Raw genomic sequence first — 13,272 nt, forward strand, 5'->3', positions numbered from 1 at the left:
CTGCTCCGGATCAGCCGAGCAGGCCGTTGATTGTCGCGGCGACGGCTTCCGGGGCATAGGGCTTGGGCAGGAAAACGCCGCCGCTGGGCATCGCCTCCCGCGCCGGCTGCCGCTTGCCCGAGGTGATGATGATCTTCACCGGCGGCCAGCGGTCGCGCACGGCGACCGACAGGCGCAGCCCATCCATCGAACCGGGCATGTCGATGTCGGTGAAAAGGATGGCGATATCCTGCCGGCGCTCCAGCACCGCGATCGCCTGGTCGGCATTGCTGGCTTCCAGCACCTCGAAGCCCATCTCCCGCAGCTCGTCGGCGATCGCGAACAACAGGAACGCTTCGTCTTCGACGACAAGGACAGTGGTGGAGGGCTGCATGGTCATGTTACGCTCTATCTAGTCGGTAGCGGCTGTGAAGTCAGTAGGGACCGGTCGGCAACTGGGGTGCCGGTGCGTTCAACTCGCATTCAACGCCGTCGGGATGGTAATCGATCCGTACCGACCCTCCGAAATCGGTGCCCAGCACGCGTTCGATCAGGAAGCGGCCGAAGCCGCGACGGCTGGGCGGGACAACCGGTGGGCCGCCCTGTTCGCGCCAGCGCCAGACCAGCCGTGCCTGTCCGTCCATTTCGGCCGACGGTTGCAGCGACCATTCGATCGATACCTGGCCTTCGGGTACCGACAGCGCGCCATATTTCAGCGCGTTGGTGGCAAGCTCATTGACGGCCAGGGCCAAGGTCAGCGCCATCTTCGGGTTGATTGGCAGCGCGGGGCCCGAAATGAGGATCTGCTCGGCCGGGAAGGAGGCAATGGTGTTGTCGACCACCTCGCGGATCGAGGCGCTGGTCCAGCGTGTCTTGTTGAGGATGTCATGCGCATTGGCCAGCGCGCGCAGCCGTTCGTTGAAGATAGCGCTGGCGGTGACGATGTCGGTGTTGCGCAAGGTCTGCGAGGCGATGGCCGCGACCATCGCCAAAATGTTCTTGATGCGATGCTCCAGTTCGTGGGTGAGCAGTTCCTGCCTCGCCTGAGCCTCGCGCCGGTCGGTGACGTCCTGCATGACGCCAAACATCTTGATCGGCTTGCCGGTCTCGTCATGGACGAAGTCGACATGGCGCGAAAGCCAGCGCAGCGCGCCATTGTCGGGCCGCCGGATGCGGTATTCGACATGCGGCGCCGCCGATCCCTGCTCGCGGCTCTCTTGGTTGGAGCGGACGTCCTTGTCCTCGGGGATGACGATGTTCTCAAGCACGCTGATATGCACGCTGTCGCGCGGCGACAGTCCCCAGAGGTCCCAGAAACCTTCGGAACCGACGACGATCCCGCTGGCGATGTCGAGTTCGAGTGACGCTATGCCGGCGGCGTTCTGCGACAGCTGCAGGCGGCGCTCGCTCTGCAGCAGGGCCTGCGCCGCCTGCTTCTGGTCGTCAATGTCGGTGTTGGTGCCGATCCAGCGCAGGATAACGCCATCGGTGTCGCGGATCGGAACGGCGCGCGAAATGAACCAGCGATAGACTCCGTCACTCCGCCGCAGCCGGAACTCGGTCTCATAGAAGACGGCCTCGGCGAGCGCCTGCCGCCATTTTTCGCCGGCCGGCTCAAGATCGTCGGGGTGGACGATGGTGGACCAGCCCTGACCGTCGAGGTCTCCGACTGCTGCTCCGGAATACTCGTAGACGCGCGGGTTGAACCAGTCGAGCAGGCCCTCGGGCGTCGCCGTCCAGACATGGTTCGGCATGGATTCGGCGAAGGTGCGGAACTGCGTCTCGCTGCGGCGCAGGGCCTGTTCGGCCGCAAGCCGGTCGGTCACGTCGACGCCCTGCACGAAGATGCCGATCACTTCGCCGGAAGGCGCGCGCACCGGCTGGTAGACCAGGTCGATGAAACGGTCTTCCTCGGGCGCATCGGGGCTTTGCCGCAGCTCCGCTTTCATGGCATGGCCGATGAAGGCCTCGCCGCTGGTGAAAACATGATCCAGCAGTTCCACGAAGCCCTGACCCGCCACCTCCGGCAAGGCCTCGCGCAAGGGTTTGCCGATAACGTCGCGGTGGCCGACCAGCTGCCTGTAGGCGGCGTTCGTCAGCTCGAAGACATGGTCGGGCCCCGACAGCATGGCCATGAAACCGGGCGCTTGTTCGAACATCTGGCGTTGACGGTCGCGCTCGCTCGCCCGCCAGCGTTCCGCCGCGACCTTTGCGGTCGTCTCGATGACGATGGCGATGACGCCGGCCGGTTCGCCGCTCTCGTCGAGCACCGGCGAATAGTCGAGGTCGAGCCAGACCTGCTCGGGTTCGCCCGTGCGGTTGAGCGTCAGCATCTGGTCGCGATAGGCAAGCGTGCCGCCGGCCAGGCAGACCTTCATGATATTGTCGTTGAAGTCGGCCACTTCCGGCCAGCCTTCGCGCACCCTGGAGCCGAGCAGTCGCGGATGGCGCCCGCCGGCAAAGACCGAATAGGCATCGTTGTAGATCATGACGCCGTCTTCGCCCCACAGCATGACGATCGGCACCTTGGAGCGCAAAATGAGCGATGTCGCCGTCCTCAGGCTCTGCGGCCAGCCGCTGATCGGACCGATCGATGTCGAGGCCCAGTCGAAAGCAGCGATCAGGTTACCGAGCTGGCCACCGCCGGCGAGGAAGGCATGGCCGCGGTCGCTCGCGGTGTTGATGTCAACTGCTGGCATGCTGTCTCGTGGTCAGGTCGGGACGATTGTCGAGATGGTAGTCGTGGCCAAAAGGGCCTCTTGTCAAGTCTACCGGCGACTAGCCGGCCCGAACGGGCTTCATGCTCGGTGGCGGTGAGGCCACGGCCTTGTCATGTGCGTCCGTGGGCGCCTTCACATGAAGTCTGCATATCCATGAACCCCGAACGCCCAAACACGGAGAGGGTGCATTCGGTTCCGGCCGGACGGCGATTTTCCCAGCGTGGCGTCCGGCTCCTCGACCAATTCTTTGTCGGCCATTCGATCCATTTTCTTTGCAAGTCGTTAATTCGGCCATGCGTAAGTCAGGATCTGCTAATGGATGGGCGTGCCTGGAGGATGGAATGACCAAGAATCTCGGCAACGCGCGCTACGTCCCGCCGAAGGAGACAAAAGTCTCATTGTTCAGCAAGGCAGCGCCCTTGCTGTTCCCGCTGGTCGTCACGGCGCTTGGACTGCTGATCGGTCGCCTGTTCTTCGGCTTTTAGGATACGCTCGGGTGCCGCTCAGCCGCCGCGCTGTCGGCGTCCCGTGGCTGGTCCCGTGGGAGAGACGGAAGCGTCGGCCGGCGGCGGCTCCCAGCCGAAGACGGAGCGGCCGCCCAATTCGTGCGACTGGTCGAGCTCGCCGGCGACGATCTCCTTGAGGCTCGGACCGGTGACGTAGCGCTCCAGGCGGCGCGCCTGTCCGTCCAGCCGCTGCAAGGCGCCAAGCTCTTCCTCGTTGCCGAGTTTCGCCTTGCGGACCGCCGACTTCATCACCGCTATGGTCTCGTCATAGACCTTGAGCGGTACCGGAAACGGATGCCGGTCCTTGCCGCCATGGGCGAGCGAGAACCGCGCCGGATCGGAGAAGCGGCAGGGCGCGCCGTGCACGACCTCCGCCACCATGGCCAGCGCCCGCACGGTACGGGCGCCGACGCCCGGAACCAGCAGCAATTCGGGGAAATCCGCCGGGCCGCTTTCGATCGCCGCCGAGATATTGCCGTGCAGGCGGCGCATGACGATGTCGCTTTCGCGGACATCATGGTGGGCGGGCATGATCAGATTGGGCAGCATGGGCTGCGCGGCGGGCGGAGCCTTCGACGGTTCGATTTCGGCGAATTCGCGCACGATGCGATCGGGGCCGAGTTGGCGCAGCAGGTCGAGCTGGGCGCCACGCGACCGCTCGGCGCGGCGGTCGGTGAGGTTGACGATCTCGCCTTGCCGCTTGCCCTCGATCGCCGCATGCGGCTCGTCGACGAAGCTGCCGAGGCCCTCCGACAGCCAGTGGTAGCGGCGCGCCAGTTTGCTGTCGCCGTTCATGCCTTGCTGGACAACCACCCAGCGGCTGTCGTCGGTGACGATGAAGCCGTGCAGGTAGAGGTCGAAACCGTCCTGGACGGCGGCGCTGTCGACTTTGGCGACCAGCCGGCTTGCCGTGGCCAGGGCCCCGCCGTCGATACCGACGCGCTCGCCGATCCGTTCGAGTTCATGCGGCGTCTTGCGCGAATGCGCGCCGCGGCCGCCGCAGACATGGATGCCGAGTTCACCCGACAGCGGCGTCAGCCCGCGCTTCAATGCGCCGATGACGCTGGTGGTGATGCCGGAGGAGTGCCAGTCCATGCCCATCACCGCGCCGAAGGACTGGAACCAGAAGGGATGCGCCAGCCGGCGCAGCAACTCGTCGCGGCCGTAATGATGGATGATGGCCTCGCACAGCACCGCGCCAAGGCGCGTCATGCGATCGCCGAGCCATTTCGGGACCCGCCCGCCATGCAGCGGCAGGTCGGCGCTGCCGCTTCGCTGCGTCAAAAGTCCAACGTCTCCGGCCGGTGAGTCGGGCACCGGTTGCCCGGACTAGAAATGGCACCCGAAGGGCGATTTGCAAGCCCGGCGACGGCGCGCTCCCGCTCCTAGCGCTGCCGAGACGTCGGCGCCGTGATGTTCGCTTGCTGGACGAAGGCCGGCTCCTGGCATCGGACATCATCGCATCGGACATCATCGCCCGACTGGAGCAATTGCTGGCGCATGGCTGCCTGTCCCGATCAAAACCGGGATCGGCGTTGAGCGGCAGTCACTGCACAGATCAGCCAAAATCGGCCGCGGTCAGCACATACACGCTCTTGCGGGTGCGATCGTAGGCCCTGGCCGCGACGTCGCGGATGGCGCTGCTCTGCGTGTCGAACGTGGCCAGATAGCCGGCTTCATTGGCTGCTGCCGCCGGCTGCATCTTCGCCATCGCATCGGCGGCGACGGAAAAGGAGATCTGGAACATGCCGTCATGCCCCACGAACCGGATGCGCTTGCCGGCCTCGTCATAGCTGCGGCTGCGATTGGGGAAGGTCAGGCTCACGTCTTGGCCTCTGTCGCCGCGGCGGCCTTCTTGGTCACCCGCTTCTTTTTCGGCGTCGGGTTCAGGGCCTCCGCGGCGCGGTCGGCCTCTTCCTTGGCGAGCCGCAAGGATCGGAGCTTCGCGGTCTTGATCTCGCGGGCCTTGGCCTCGGACATGTACTCGGCGGTAGCCTTGTTGCGCTCGGCCGTCTTTTTCTGCTTGTCGACAAAGCGGGCTTCAGCTTTTTCCATGATCGTCTGATTGCCTTCAGCCATCGAAGAAATCTCCCTTGTCCCTGAAATCGTGAAAGTGAACTCGTCCGATAAATAGGCGTTGAATCGGCAAAATTCAATCTTTTGAAATATTTGGCCCCGGACGCATATCACGAAAAGGCCGGCCAAAATAATACTTTGAATATTTAATCGGGTCAGCGAATAATTTTTGGCACTCCTATCTATCGAGTGCCAAAGCGCCTATATGGGAGACGCGGCCGCCTATGCCGGCCCCAGAAAGTAGTTCTCATGAAGTTTCGGCCACTCCACGATCGCGTCGTCATCCGGCGCGCCGAAGGCGATATCAAATCCAAGGGCGGCATCATCATTCCCGACAATGCCAAGGAGAAGCCCCAGGAAGGGCAAGTCATCGCCGTCGGGCCCGGCGCACGCGACGAAAATGGCGCGCTCGTGCCGCTCGACGTCAAGGCCGGCGATTTCATACTGTTCGGCAAATGGTCGGGCACCGAAGTCAAGATCGACGGCGAAGAGCTTCTGATCATGAAGGAAACCGACATTATGGGTGTCATCGACAAGGGCATCGAAGCCAAGCAGGCCGCCTGACGATCGCCGCGTATCCTTCGGGACGCGCAGGCAGCACTTCAGGACTTCAAGAAAGCAGGTCGCTCTACGAGGCGACTGCTCCCCTCCAGATTCGAACGGAATAAACAATGTCTGCCAAGGAAATCAAATTCTCCACTGAAGCGCGCGATCGCATGCTGCGCGGCGTCGAGATCCTCACCAATGCGGTGAAGGTCACGCTCGGCCCGAAGGGCCGCAACGTCATCATCGACAAGGCCTATGGCGCGCCGCGCATCACCAAGGACGGCGTCTCCGTCGCCAAGGAAATCGAGCTTGCCGACAAGTTCGAGAACATGGGCGCACAGATGGTGCGCGAAGTGGCCTCGAAGACCAATGATCTCGCCGGTGACGGCACCACCACCGCCACGGTGCTGGCCGCCTCGATCCTGCGCGAAGGCGCCAAGCTGGTCGCTGCCGGCATGAACCCGATGGATTTGAAGCGCGGCATCGACCAGGCGGTCGCCGCCGTCGTTGTCGAGATCAAGGCGAAGGCCACGAAGGTCAAGTCGTCGTCCGAGATCGCCCAGGTCGGCACCATCGCCGCCAATGGCGATGCCAGCGTCGGCGAGATGATCGCCAAGGCGATGGACAAGGTCGGCAATGACGGCGTCATCACCGTCGAGGAAGCCAAGACCGCCGAGACCGAGCTCGACGTCGTCGAGGGCATGCAGTTCGACCGCGGCTATCTCTCGCCCTATTTCGTCACCAATGCCGACAAGATGCGGGTCGAGCTGGAAGAGCCCTACATCCTCATCCACGAGAAGAAGCTCGGCAATCTTCAGGCTATGCTGCCGATCCTGGAGGCAGTGGTGCAGGGCGGCAGACCGCTCCTGATCATCTCAGAGGACGTCGAGGGCGAGGCCCTGGCCACGCTGGTCGTCAACAAGCTGCGCGGCGGCCTCAAGGTCGCGGCCGTCAAGGCACCGGGCTTCGGCGATCGCCGCAAGGCGATGCTTGAAGACATCGCGGTGCTGACGGCAGGGCAGATGATCTCCGAGGATCTCGGCATCAAGCTCGAAAACGTCACCATCGACATGCTCGGCCGCGCCAAGCGCGTGCTGATCGAGAAGGACACCACCACGATCATCGACGGCGCCGGCACCAAGGACACCATCCAGGCGCGCGTCGGCCAGATCAAGGGTCAGATCGAGGAGACGACCTCCGACTACGACAAGGAAAAGCTGCAGGAGCGGCTGGCCAAGCTGTCGGGCGGCGTTGCCGTCATCCGCGTCGGCGGCGTCACCGAATCGGAAGTGAAGGAAAAGAAGGACCGGATCGACGACGCGCTGAACGCAACGCGCGCGGCCGTCGAGGAAGGCATCGTGCCCGGCGGCGGCGTCGCCCTGCTGCGCGCACGCTCCGTGCTTGCCGGCCTCAACGGCGCCAATGCCGATGTCACTGCGGGAATTTCCATCGTGCTTCGCGCGCTTGAAGCGCCGATCCGCCAGATCGCCGAGAATTCCGGCGTCGAAGGCTCGATCGTCGTCGGCAAGCTCACCGACAGCACGGACCACAATCAGGGCTTCGACGCCCAGAACGAGGTCTATGTCGACATGATCGAGGCCGGCATCGTCGACCCGGCCAAAGTGGTGCGCACCGCACTGCAGGACGCCGGCTCGATCGCCGCGCTTTTGATCACCGCGGAAGCGATGATCACCGACATGCCGGCCAAGGACGCCGCACCCGCGGGCGGCGGCGGCATGGGCGGCATGGGCGGCTACTAACGATCGGTTCGGGCTGTCGCCAGGCTTCTGCGAGGCATCTCAGGCCCGACCGAGCGCGATCAAACATCCCGGCTCCTTAGGGGAGCCGGGTTACCACCGGGAGCATCCCTCCCGGTGAAGGCCTCTAGCCCAGGAGACGGATCCATGATCACGTTCGCGCGGAAGCCACAGACGGTCGTCTCGACCGAAGCCACCGCGGAAAGCCGCTTCGATCGCATCCGCAGGATCGCGGCCGACAAGCACAAGAAATCAGACTCCGATTTGGCAACGCCGCAAAAGGGTGAGCCCAAGCGCCCGATGTAGGACGGCGTTCCTTGGCGGCAAACGTCCGGGCAGCCCTCCACACCGCGCGCCGGCGGCATGCCGGGCCTGGCGACTATCGCCGGGGAGGTGATTGACCTAATGTGGTGGCGCGGTGCTTGGCTTGCGCCGGGCGCAACGAGACTTTCGCCAGGGAGATACAGTCATGTTCGTGGCCAAGGCCATCCAGACGTCGGATAAGGCGGCCTTCTACCGCGACCTCGCCGCGCAGTTGAAGGGCCTGCTGGAAGGCGAAAGCGATCCGATTGCCAATGCCGCCAACACCGCCGCGCTGATCTTCCAGATGGTGCCGGACCTCAACTGGGCCGGGTTCTATTTCCTCGCATCCGACGAGGAACTGGTGCTCGGGCCGTTCCAGGGCAAGCCGGCCTGCGTGCGCATCGCCGTCGGCAAGGGCGTGTGCGGAACGGCGGTCGAGCTTGGCATGTCGATGCTGATCGAGGACGTGCACGACTTTCCCGGCCACATCGCCTGCGATGCCGACTCGCGCTCGGAACTGGTGGTGCTGCTGGAGGACAATGATGGTGTCTTCGGCGTGCTGGACCTCGACAGCCCGACCCCCGGCCGCTTCGACAGCGCCGACCAGGCCGGCATCGAGACGCTGGCGGCAATCTACGCGGCGGCAAGTTCGTTCGAGGACTGACGGAGGGGGCACAGGGGTTGGGGTCGAGCCCTACGGCGCCCCCCTCTGTCCTGCCGGACATCTCCCCCACACGGGGGGAGATCGGCTGTCATCTCGGACTTCGCCAGTCTCCAACTTCGCAGGGATGCGCGGGGCGCCAAAGGGGCCAATCTCCCCACCCGTGGGGAGATGTCCGGCAGGACTGAGGGTGGCGCCGTAGAGCTCTACCTTGCAAGCTGCCCTTGCAAGCCACCGTCCCCGCTTGCAATCCCCGATTGGAGCCATCCCCTCAGGGGGGCTTGACAGATACATAGCTCGTTGGTTATACGTCAATCAATAACCAACGAGTTATCGATTGGCATGACCACCGCCCAAGACCTGCTGTTCAAGACGCTTTCCGATCCGACGCGGCGGGCGATCTTCGAGCGTTTGTGCCGGGACGGCGAGCAGACGGTTGGTGCGCTGACGGCGCAGTCGGGGGTGTCGCAACCGGCGGTGTCGAAGCATCTGGGTGTCCTGAGGCTTGCCGGCCTGGTGCGCGACCGCCAGGCGGGGCGGCAGACGCATTACAGCGCCCAGCTCGACGCGCTGGCGCCGCTGACCGACTGGGCCACACAGATGAAGGCGTTCTGGGAAGCGCGCTTCGACGATCTCGAGGATCTGCTGCGGAGAATGGACCAATGACCGGAGCCGCGGCCGAAACGCGCTCCGTCATCGTCGAGCGCGACATGCCTTATCCGCCGGAGAAGATCTGGCGGGCGCTGACCCAGCCGCATCTGATCGAGGAATGGCTGATGAAGAATGATTTCAGCCCGGTGGCGGGTCATCGTTTCACCCTGCGCAACACGCCGCGGCCCGACATCAGCATCGTCATCGACTGCCGCGTCACCGCCATCGAGCCGAACAGGACCCTGTCCTACACATGGGACGCGCTTGGCCTGGAAAGCGTCGTCACCTGGACCCTGACGCCAACCGGCACGGGAACGCGCCTGCGCATGGAGCAGAGAGGCTTCCGGCCGGACCAGGAGCAGGCCTACCGGGGCGCCACCAGCGGCTGGCGGCGTTTCGTTACCCAATTGGAGCAGGTGCTGGAGCGCATCGATTGAGATGAAGGAGGAATGGCGATGAAGATCAAGCTGACCAAGATCTATGTGGACGATCAGGAGAAGGCGCTGCGCTTCTACAGCGATGTGCTGGGCCTGGCCAAGAAGGCCGACTTCTCGAACGGGTCATATCGCTGGCTGGCCGTGGCCTCGGCGGACGAGCCCGACGGGACCGAGCTGCAGCTGGAGCTCAACGACAATCCGGCCGCCAGGGCCTATCAGGAAGCCATGTTCACGCAGGCCCAGCCCGCCATCATGTTCTTCGCCGACGACCTCAAGGGAGACCATGAGCGCATCAGGGCCAGGGGTGCGATGTTCACCATGCCGCTGACGGAGACGACGGGTTCGACCATCGCGCAGCTCGACGATGGCTGCGGCAACCTCGTGCAGATCACCCAACTGGCGCGTTGGTGAGGCCGATGAGCCCATCGCAGCAGATCGACGCCCTGATCGCAGGCCTGACGGATTGGCGCGGCACGACGCTGGCCGGCGTCCGCAAGGCCATACTGGACGCCGATGACGGGATCGTCGAGGAGTGGAAATGGATGGGAAGCCCGGTGTGGTCGCTGGACGGCATCATCGCCGTCGGCAACGCTCACAAGGACAAGGTCAAGCTCACCTTTTCCCATGGCGCCAGCCTGCCGGACCCGCAAGGCCTGTTCAACAATGGCTTCGGCGGCAAGGTCTGGCGGGCGATCGATCTGTTCGAGGACGACAAGATCAATGAGGAGGGGCTCAAGGATTTGGTCCGTGCCGCCATCGCCCACAACCGGGCCAAGCGGAAAAAAGCTCCGGCGCGTCGGGCAAAGCCGGCTGAATAAGATCGCTTGCGTCAGCCGAGCTGGGCTTCGATGGCTGCCTTGTCGATCACCGACCAGACGTGCCTGATCCGGTCGTCGAGATATTCATAGAAGACATTCTCGCTGAAGGAGACTTTCCGGCCGTTGATGGGCAGGTTGAAGAAGGTGCCCTTCGGCGTGCAGTTGAATTGCAGGCGGCTGGCGATGAAGGGCGGGTCGGAGACCAGCAGCTGGATGTCGAAATAGAGGTCCGGGATTTCTCGGAAATCGCGTTCCAGCATTTTCTGGTAGCCCGACAGCCCGACGCGGTCGCCATTATAATGCACCTCGTCATGGACGAAGCGGTGCAGGCGAGCCCAGTCCTGATTGTTGAGGCAGTCTATATAGGCTCGATAGAGGTCGGTCTCGGTCATGGCGATGGCTCCGGTGCGGTCGGCACGGCGCAAAAGATAGAACGATCGGGACGACAGTCCAGACGTTCCGGCGCCGCCGCGACCGGCGAGAGGCCGCGTCGAGTGGCTGCGGACGGGATCCCGGCAAAGGCGCGGGGTCGGCAGCGCGATCTTGCCAATTGTCTCGCGGACCCCACATGCCGGATGTAGCATCGGACCGTGACAAGGGTCGATGGTCGAGCCCATAGTCGCGCGGCGAGCCCGGCATTCGAGAAGGACAAGACATGGATATCAAGCGAAGCGGTTCCCAGGCTTCCGGCAAGGGTCCGGCGGACTGGTTCACCGGCACGGTGCGCATCGATCCGCTCTTTGCGGCGATCGCGCCGGCTCGTGCCGCCGGCAATGCCGTCACCTTCGAGCCCGGCGCGCGCACCGCCTGGCACACCCATCCGCTCGGGCAGGTGCTGATCGTCACCGCCGGTTGCGGACGCGCGCAGCGCGAGGGCGGACCCGTGGAGGAAATCCGGCCCGGGGACGTGGTCCGCTTCGAGCCGGGCGAAAAGCACTGGCATGGCGCGGCTTCGACCACCGCCATGACCCACATCGCCATCCAGGAAGCGCTCGACGGCAAGGCCGTCGACTGGATGGAGCATGTCAGCGACGCGCAGTACCAGGGCTGAGCAAAGGGGACGATGATGCAGAAGCGCACACTGGGAACAAAAGGCCTCGAAGTCTCGGCCATCGGCCTGGGCTGCATGGGGCTTAGCTCTGGCTATGGCCCGGCAACCGACAGGACGCAGGCCGTCGACCTGATCCGCGCGGCGGTGGATGACGGCGTCACGCTGTTCGACACCGCGGAGGCCTATGGCCCGTTCGTCAACGAGGAATTGCTGGGCGAGGCGCTGGCGCCGGTGCGCGACAAGGTGGTCATCGCGACGAAATTCGGCTTTCCGGGCGGCCAGCCGTCGCGCGGCCTGGACAGCCGCCCCGAAAACATCCGTGCTGTCGCCGAGGCGGCGCTGAAGCGGCTGAGGACGGACCGCATCGACCTTTTCTACCAGCATCGCGTCGACCCCGACGTGCCGATCGAGGATGTCGCCGGCACGGTCAAGGACTTGATCGCGCAGGGCAAGGTCGGCCATTTCGGCCTGTCGGAAGCAGGTGCGGGCACCATCCGCCGCGCCCATGCGGTTCAAAAGGTGACGGCGCTGCAGAGTGAGTATTCGCTGTGGTGGCGCGAGCCTGAGATGGAGATTCTGCCGACACTCGAAGAGCTCGGCATCGGCTTCGTGCCGTTCAGCCCGCTCGGCAGGGGATTCCTGACCGGCGCGATCAGCGGGACCACCACCTTCGCCAGCGATGATTTCCGCAACGGCTTGCCGCGCTTCTCGGCCGAGGCGCGCACGGCCAACCAGGGACTGGTCGAAGCGCTCGGAGCCATCGCCGCCGCCAGAAACGCGACGCCGGCCCAGATCGCGCTCGCCTGGCTGCTGGCGCGCAAACCCTGGATCGTGCCGATCCCCGGCACCACTAGGCTCGGCCGGCTTAAGGAAAACATCGGCGCGGCCAGCCTCGTGCTCGACGTCGGCGATCTCGCCGGCATCGAGACGGCATTGTCGGCCATCACAGTGCAGGGCGACCGTTATCCAGCCCATCTTCAGGCGCGCATCAACCGATAGAGTTCGTTTCCAGCCCCGCCCGTGACAACAGCCGGCGGGGTTTTCCATGCCTGGAGCTTATTCATGACCAAGAATTCTTCCATCCGGTTTCGGCCGGCCGAGGCGGCGGATGCCGCCGCGATCCGCGATATCGTCCGCGCCGCCTATGCCAAATGGGTGCCGCTGATCGGCCGCGAGCCGCTGCCGATGCGCGCCGATTACGACAGGGCCGTCGCCGAACATCCGTTCGATCTCGCCATCGAGGAGGGCCGCATAGTCGGCCTGATTGAAACCATGCTCGCCGACGACCATGTCTGGATCGAGAATCTCTGCGTCCTGCCGCAGGCGCAGGGCAGGGGGATCGGCCGCTTGTTGCTGGAGCGGGCCGAAAACAAGGCGCTCGAAGCGGGGCGATCCGAGTTGCGCCTGCTGACCAATGGCGCCTTCGAGGCCAATGTGTTGCTGTATAAACGGTTGGGCTATGGGATCGATCGGGAGGAGCCGTTCATGGGCGGGATGACGGTTTATATGAGCAAGACATTGGCGGGGTGAGGCGGACGGGTTCGATTTGCCCCCTGGATAGGGACAAACTCGCGCTCTACGGCGCCCCCCTCTGTCCTGCCGGACATCTCCCCCACGGGTGGGGAGATCAGCTCTCATCACCGTTTTCGCCAATCTCCAACGGTGCAGGATGAAAGCCGGCGCCAAATCTGCCAATCTCCCCACCCGTGGGGGAGATGTCCGGCAGGACAGAGGGGGCGCCGTAGAGCGCGGCTTTGGTTGGCGGCC

The 13,272-nt window shown here is 64.4% G+C and carries 18 protein-coding genes; 12 read left to right on the forward strand and 6 right to left on the reverse strand.

Annotated features, from left to right (window positions below; all coding sequences use genetic code 11):
- Window positions 1–10 precede the first annotated feature (10 nt).
- Together LB513_RS11475 and LB513_RS11480 are read right to left on the reverse strand one after the other, a co-directional pair.
- On the reverse strand, window positions 11–379 hold the full coding sequence (locus LB513_RS11475) for a response regulator (RefSeq protein WP_224663608.1): 369 nt from the start codon (window positions 377–379) through the stop codon (window positions 11–13).
- A gap of 34 nt (window positions 380–413) precedes the next feature.
- On the reverse strand, window positions 414–2,678 hold the full coding sequence (locus LB513_RS11480) for a PAS domain S-box protein (RefSeq protein ID WP_224663609.1): 2,265 nt from the start codon (window positions 2,676–2,678) through the stop codon (window positions 414–416).
- Between the two features lie 362 nt (window positions 2,679–3,040).
- Here LB513_RS11480 and LB513_RS11485 point away from each other — a divergent pair, with 362 nt between their 5' ends.
- Window positions 3,041–3,184 carry a hypothetical protein gene (locus LB513_RS11485; RefSeq protein WP_224663610.1) on the forward strand — a complete coding sequence of 48 codons (144 nt, stop codon included), beginning with the start codon at window positions 3,041–3,043 and terminating at the stop codon, window positions 3,182–3,184.
- Window positions 3,185–3,202: 18 nt separating this feature from the next.
- On the opposite strand, the gene LB513_RS11490 is transcribed toward LB513_RS11485, so the two are convergent.
- From LB513_RS11490 to LB513_RS11500, 3 genes are all read right to left on the reverse strand, one after another.
- Window positions 3,203–4,489 (reverse strand): DUF763 domain-containing protein, encoded by a 1,287-nt coding sequence (locus LB513_RS11490; protein WP_224663611.1) that lies wholly within the window; start codon window positions 4,487–4,489, stop codon window positions 3,203–3,205.
- Window positions 4,490–4,763: 274 nt separating this feature from the next.
- Window positions 4,764–5,030 (reverse strand): DUF1488 domain-containing protein, encoded by a 267-nt coding sequence (locus LB513_RS11495; RefSeq protein WP_224663612.1) that lies wholly within the window; start codon window positions 5,028–5,030, stop codon window positions 4,764–4,766.
- Window positions 5,027–5,284: a hypothetical protein gene (locus LB513_RS11500; protein ID WP_224663613.1), complete on the reverse strand. Its 258-nt coding sequence runs from the start codon at window positions 5,282–5,284 to the stop codon at window positions 5,027–5,029. The genes LB513_RS11495 and LB513_RS11500 overlap by 4 nt, the downstream gene beginning before the upstream one ends.
- Before the next feature lie 246 nt (window positions 5,285–5,530).
- Here LB513_RS11500 and groES point away from each other — a divergent pair, with 246 nt between their 5' ends.
- From groES to LB513_RS11540, 8 genes are all read left to right on the forward strand, one after another.
- On the forward strand, window positions 5,531–5,845 hold the full coding sequence (gene groES / locus LB513_RS11505) for a co-chaperone GroES (RefSeq protein ID WP_224663614.1): 315 nt from the start codon (window positions 5,531–5,533) through the stop codon (window positions 5,843–5,845).
- A 107-nt stretch (window positions 5,846–5,952) separates the two neighbouring features.
- Window positions 5,953–7,587 carry a chaperonin GroEL gene (groL, locus tag LB513_RS11510; protein ID WP_224663615.1) on the forward strand — a complete coding sequence of 545 codons (1,635 nt, stop codon included), beginning with the start codon at window positions 5,953–5,955 and terminating at the stop codon, window positions 7,585–7,587.
- A 144-nt stretch (window positions 7,588–7,731) separates the two neighbouring features.
- A complete protein-coding gene (locus LB513_RS11515) occupies window positions 7,732–7,890 on the forward strand; it encodes a hypothetical protein (RefSeq protein WP_224663616.1) in 159 nt (52 codons plus the stop codon).
- Between the two features lie 163 nt (window positions 7,891–8,053).
- Window positions 8,054–8,551 (forward strand): GAF domain-containing protein, encoded by a 498-nt coding sequence (locus tag LB513_RS11520; RefSeq protein ID WP_224663617.1) that lies wholly within the window; start codon window positions 8,054–8,056, stop codon window positions 8,549–8,551.
- 339 nt (window positions 8,552–8,890) lie between these two features.
- On the forward strand, window positions 8,891–9,214 hold the full coding sequence (locus LB513_RS11525; RefSeq protein ID WP_224663618.1) for an ArsR/SmtB family transcription factor: 324 nt from the start codon (window positions 8,891–8,893) through the stop codon (window positions 9,212–9,214).
- Window positions 9,211–9,636 (forward strand): SRPBCC domain-containing protein, encoded by a 426-nt coding sequence (locus LB513_RS11530; RefSeq protein ID WP_224663619.1) that lies wholly within the window; start codon window positions 9,211–9,213, stop codon window positions 9,634–9,636. The genes LB513_RS11525 and LB513_RS11530 overlap by 4 nt, the downstream gene beginning before the upstream one ends.
- A gap of 18 nt (window positions 9,637–9,654) precedes the next feature.
- Complete coding sequence (locus LB513_RS11535; protein WP_224663620.1) at window positions 9,655–10,047, forward strand: VOC family protein; 393 nt, start codon at window positions 9,655–9,657, stop codon at window positions 10,045–10,047.
- 5 nt (window positions 10,048–10,052) lie between these two features.
- Window positions 10,053–10,454 carry a DUF1801 domain-containing protein gene (locus tag LB513_RS11540; RefSeq protein ID WP_224663621.1) on the forward strand — a complete coding sequence of 134 codons (402 nt, stop codon included), beginning with the start codon at window positions 10,053–10,055 and terminating at the stop codon, window positions 10,452–10,454.
- A gap of 11 nt (window positions 10,455–10,465) precedes the next feature.
- Here LB513_RS11540 and LB513_RS11545 read toward each other — a convergent pair whose 3' ends face one another.
- Window positions 10,466–10,846: an ester cyclase gene (locus LB513_RS11545; RefSeq protein ID WP_224663622.1), complete on the reverse strand. Its 381-nt coding sequence runs from the start codon at window positions 10,844–10,846 to the stop codon at window positions 10,466–10,468.
- 263 nt (window positions 10,847–11,109) lie between these two features.
- On the opposite strand from LB513_RS11545, the gene LB513_RS11550 reads away from it, so the two are divergent.
- The 3 genes from LB513_RS11550 (at window position 11,110) to LB513_RS11560 (ending at window position 13,035) form a co-directional block, all read left to right on the forward strand.
- Window positions 11,110–11,505, forward strand: a complete 396-nt coding sequence (locus LB513_RS11550) for a cupin domain-containing protein (protein WP_224663623.1) — start codon at window positions 11,110–11,112, stop codon at window positions 11,503–11,505.
- Between the two features lie 15 nt (window positions 11,506–11,520).
- On the forward strand, window positions 11,521–12,504 hold the full coding sequence (locus LB513_RS11555) for an aldo/keto reductase (RefSeq protein WP_224663624.1): 984 nt from the start codon (window positions 11,521–11,523) through the stop codon (window positions 12,502–12,504).
- A 63-nt stretch (window positions 12,505–12,567) separates the two neighbouring features.
- Window positions 12,568–13,035 (forward strand): GNAT family N-acetyltransferase, encoded by a 468-nt coding sequence (locus LB513_RS11560; RefSeq protein ID WP_224663625.1) that lies wholly within the window; start codon window positions 12,568–12,570, stop codon window positions 13,033–13,035.
- Window positions 13,036–13,272 lie beyond the last annotated feature (237 nt).

The sequence above is a fragment of the Mesorhizobium sp. ES1-1 genome (assembly GCF_020164785.1).
Lineage (GTDB): Bacteria > Pseudomonadota > Alphaproteobacteria > Rhizobiales > Rhizobiaceae > Mesorhizobium.

Coding starts and splice junctions, on each gene's coding strand:
- LB513_RS11525 (WP_224663618.1), top strand. CDS start 8,891: ATGACCACCGCCCAAGACCTGCTGTTCAAGACGCTTTCCGATCCGACG.
- LB513_RS11545 (WP_224663622.1), bottom strand. CDS start 10,846: ATGACCGAGACCGACCTCTATCGAGCCTATATAGACTGCCTCAACAAT.
- LB513_RS11500 (WP_224663613.1), bottom strand. CDS start 5,284: ATGGCTGAAGGCAATCAGACGATCATGGAAAAAGCTGAAGCCCGCTTT.
- LB513_RS11555 (WP_224663624.1), top strand. CDS start 11,521: ATGCAGAAGCGCACACTGGGAACAAAAGGCCTCGAAGTCTCGGCCATC.
- LB513_RS11560 (WP_224663625.1), top strand. CDS start 12,568: ATGACCAAGAATTCTTCCATCCGGTTTCGGCCGGCCGAGGCGGCGGAT.
- LB513_RS11520 (WP_224663617.1), top strand. CDS start 8,054: ATGTTCGTGGCCAAGGCCATCCAGACGTCGGATAAGGCGGCCTTCTAC.
- LB513_RS11480 (WP_224663609.1), bottom strand. CDS start 2,678: ATGCCAGCAGTTGACATCAACACCGCGAGCGACCGCGGCCATGCCTTC.
- groES (WP_224663614.1), top strand. CDS start 5,531: ATGAAGTTTCGGCCACTCCACGATCGCGTCGTCATCCGGCGCGCCGAA.
- LB513_RS11485 (WP_224663610.1), top strand. CDS start 3,041: ATGACCAAGAATCTCGGCAACGCGCGCTACGTCCCGCCGAAGGAGACA.
- LB513_RS11475 (WP_224663608.1), bottom strand. CDS start 379: ATGACCATGCAGCCCTCCACCACTGTCCTTGTCGTCGAAGACGAAGCG.
- LB513_RS11515 (WP_224663616.1), top strand. CDS start 7,732: ATGATCACGTTCGCGCGGAAGCCACAGACGGTCGTCTCGACCGAAGCC.
- LB513_RS11540 (WP_224663621.1), top strand. CDS start 10,053: ATGAGCCCATCGCAGCAGATCGACGCCCTGATCGCAGGCCTGACGGAT.
- LB513_RS11550 (WP_224663623.1), top strand. CDS start 11,110: ATGGATATCAAGCGAAGCGGTTCCCAGGCTTCCGGCAAGGGTCCGGCG.
- LB513_RS11535 (WP_224663620.1), top strand. CDS start 9,655: ATGAAGATCAAGCTGACCAAGATCTATGTGGACGATCAGGAGAAGGCG.
- groL (WP_224663615.1), top strand. CDS start 5,953: ATGTCTGCCAAGGAAATCAAATTCTCCACTGAAGCGCGCGATCGCATG.
- LB513_RS11530 (WP_224663619.1), top strand. CDS start 9,211: ATGACCGGAGCCGCGGCCGAAACGCGCTCCGTCATCGTCGAGCGCGAC.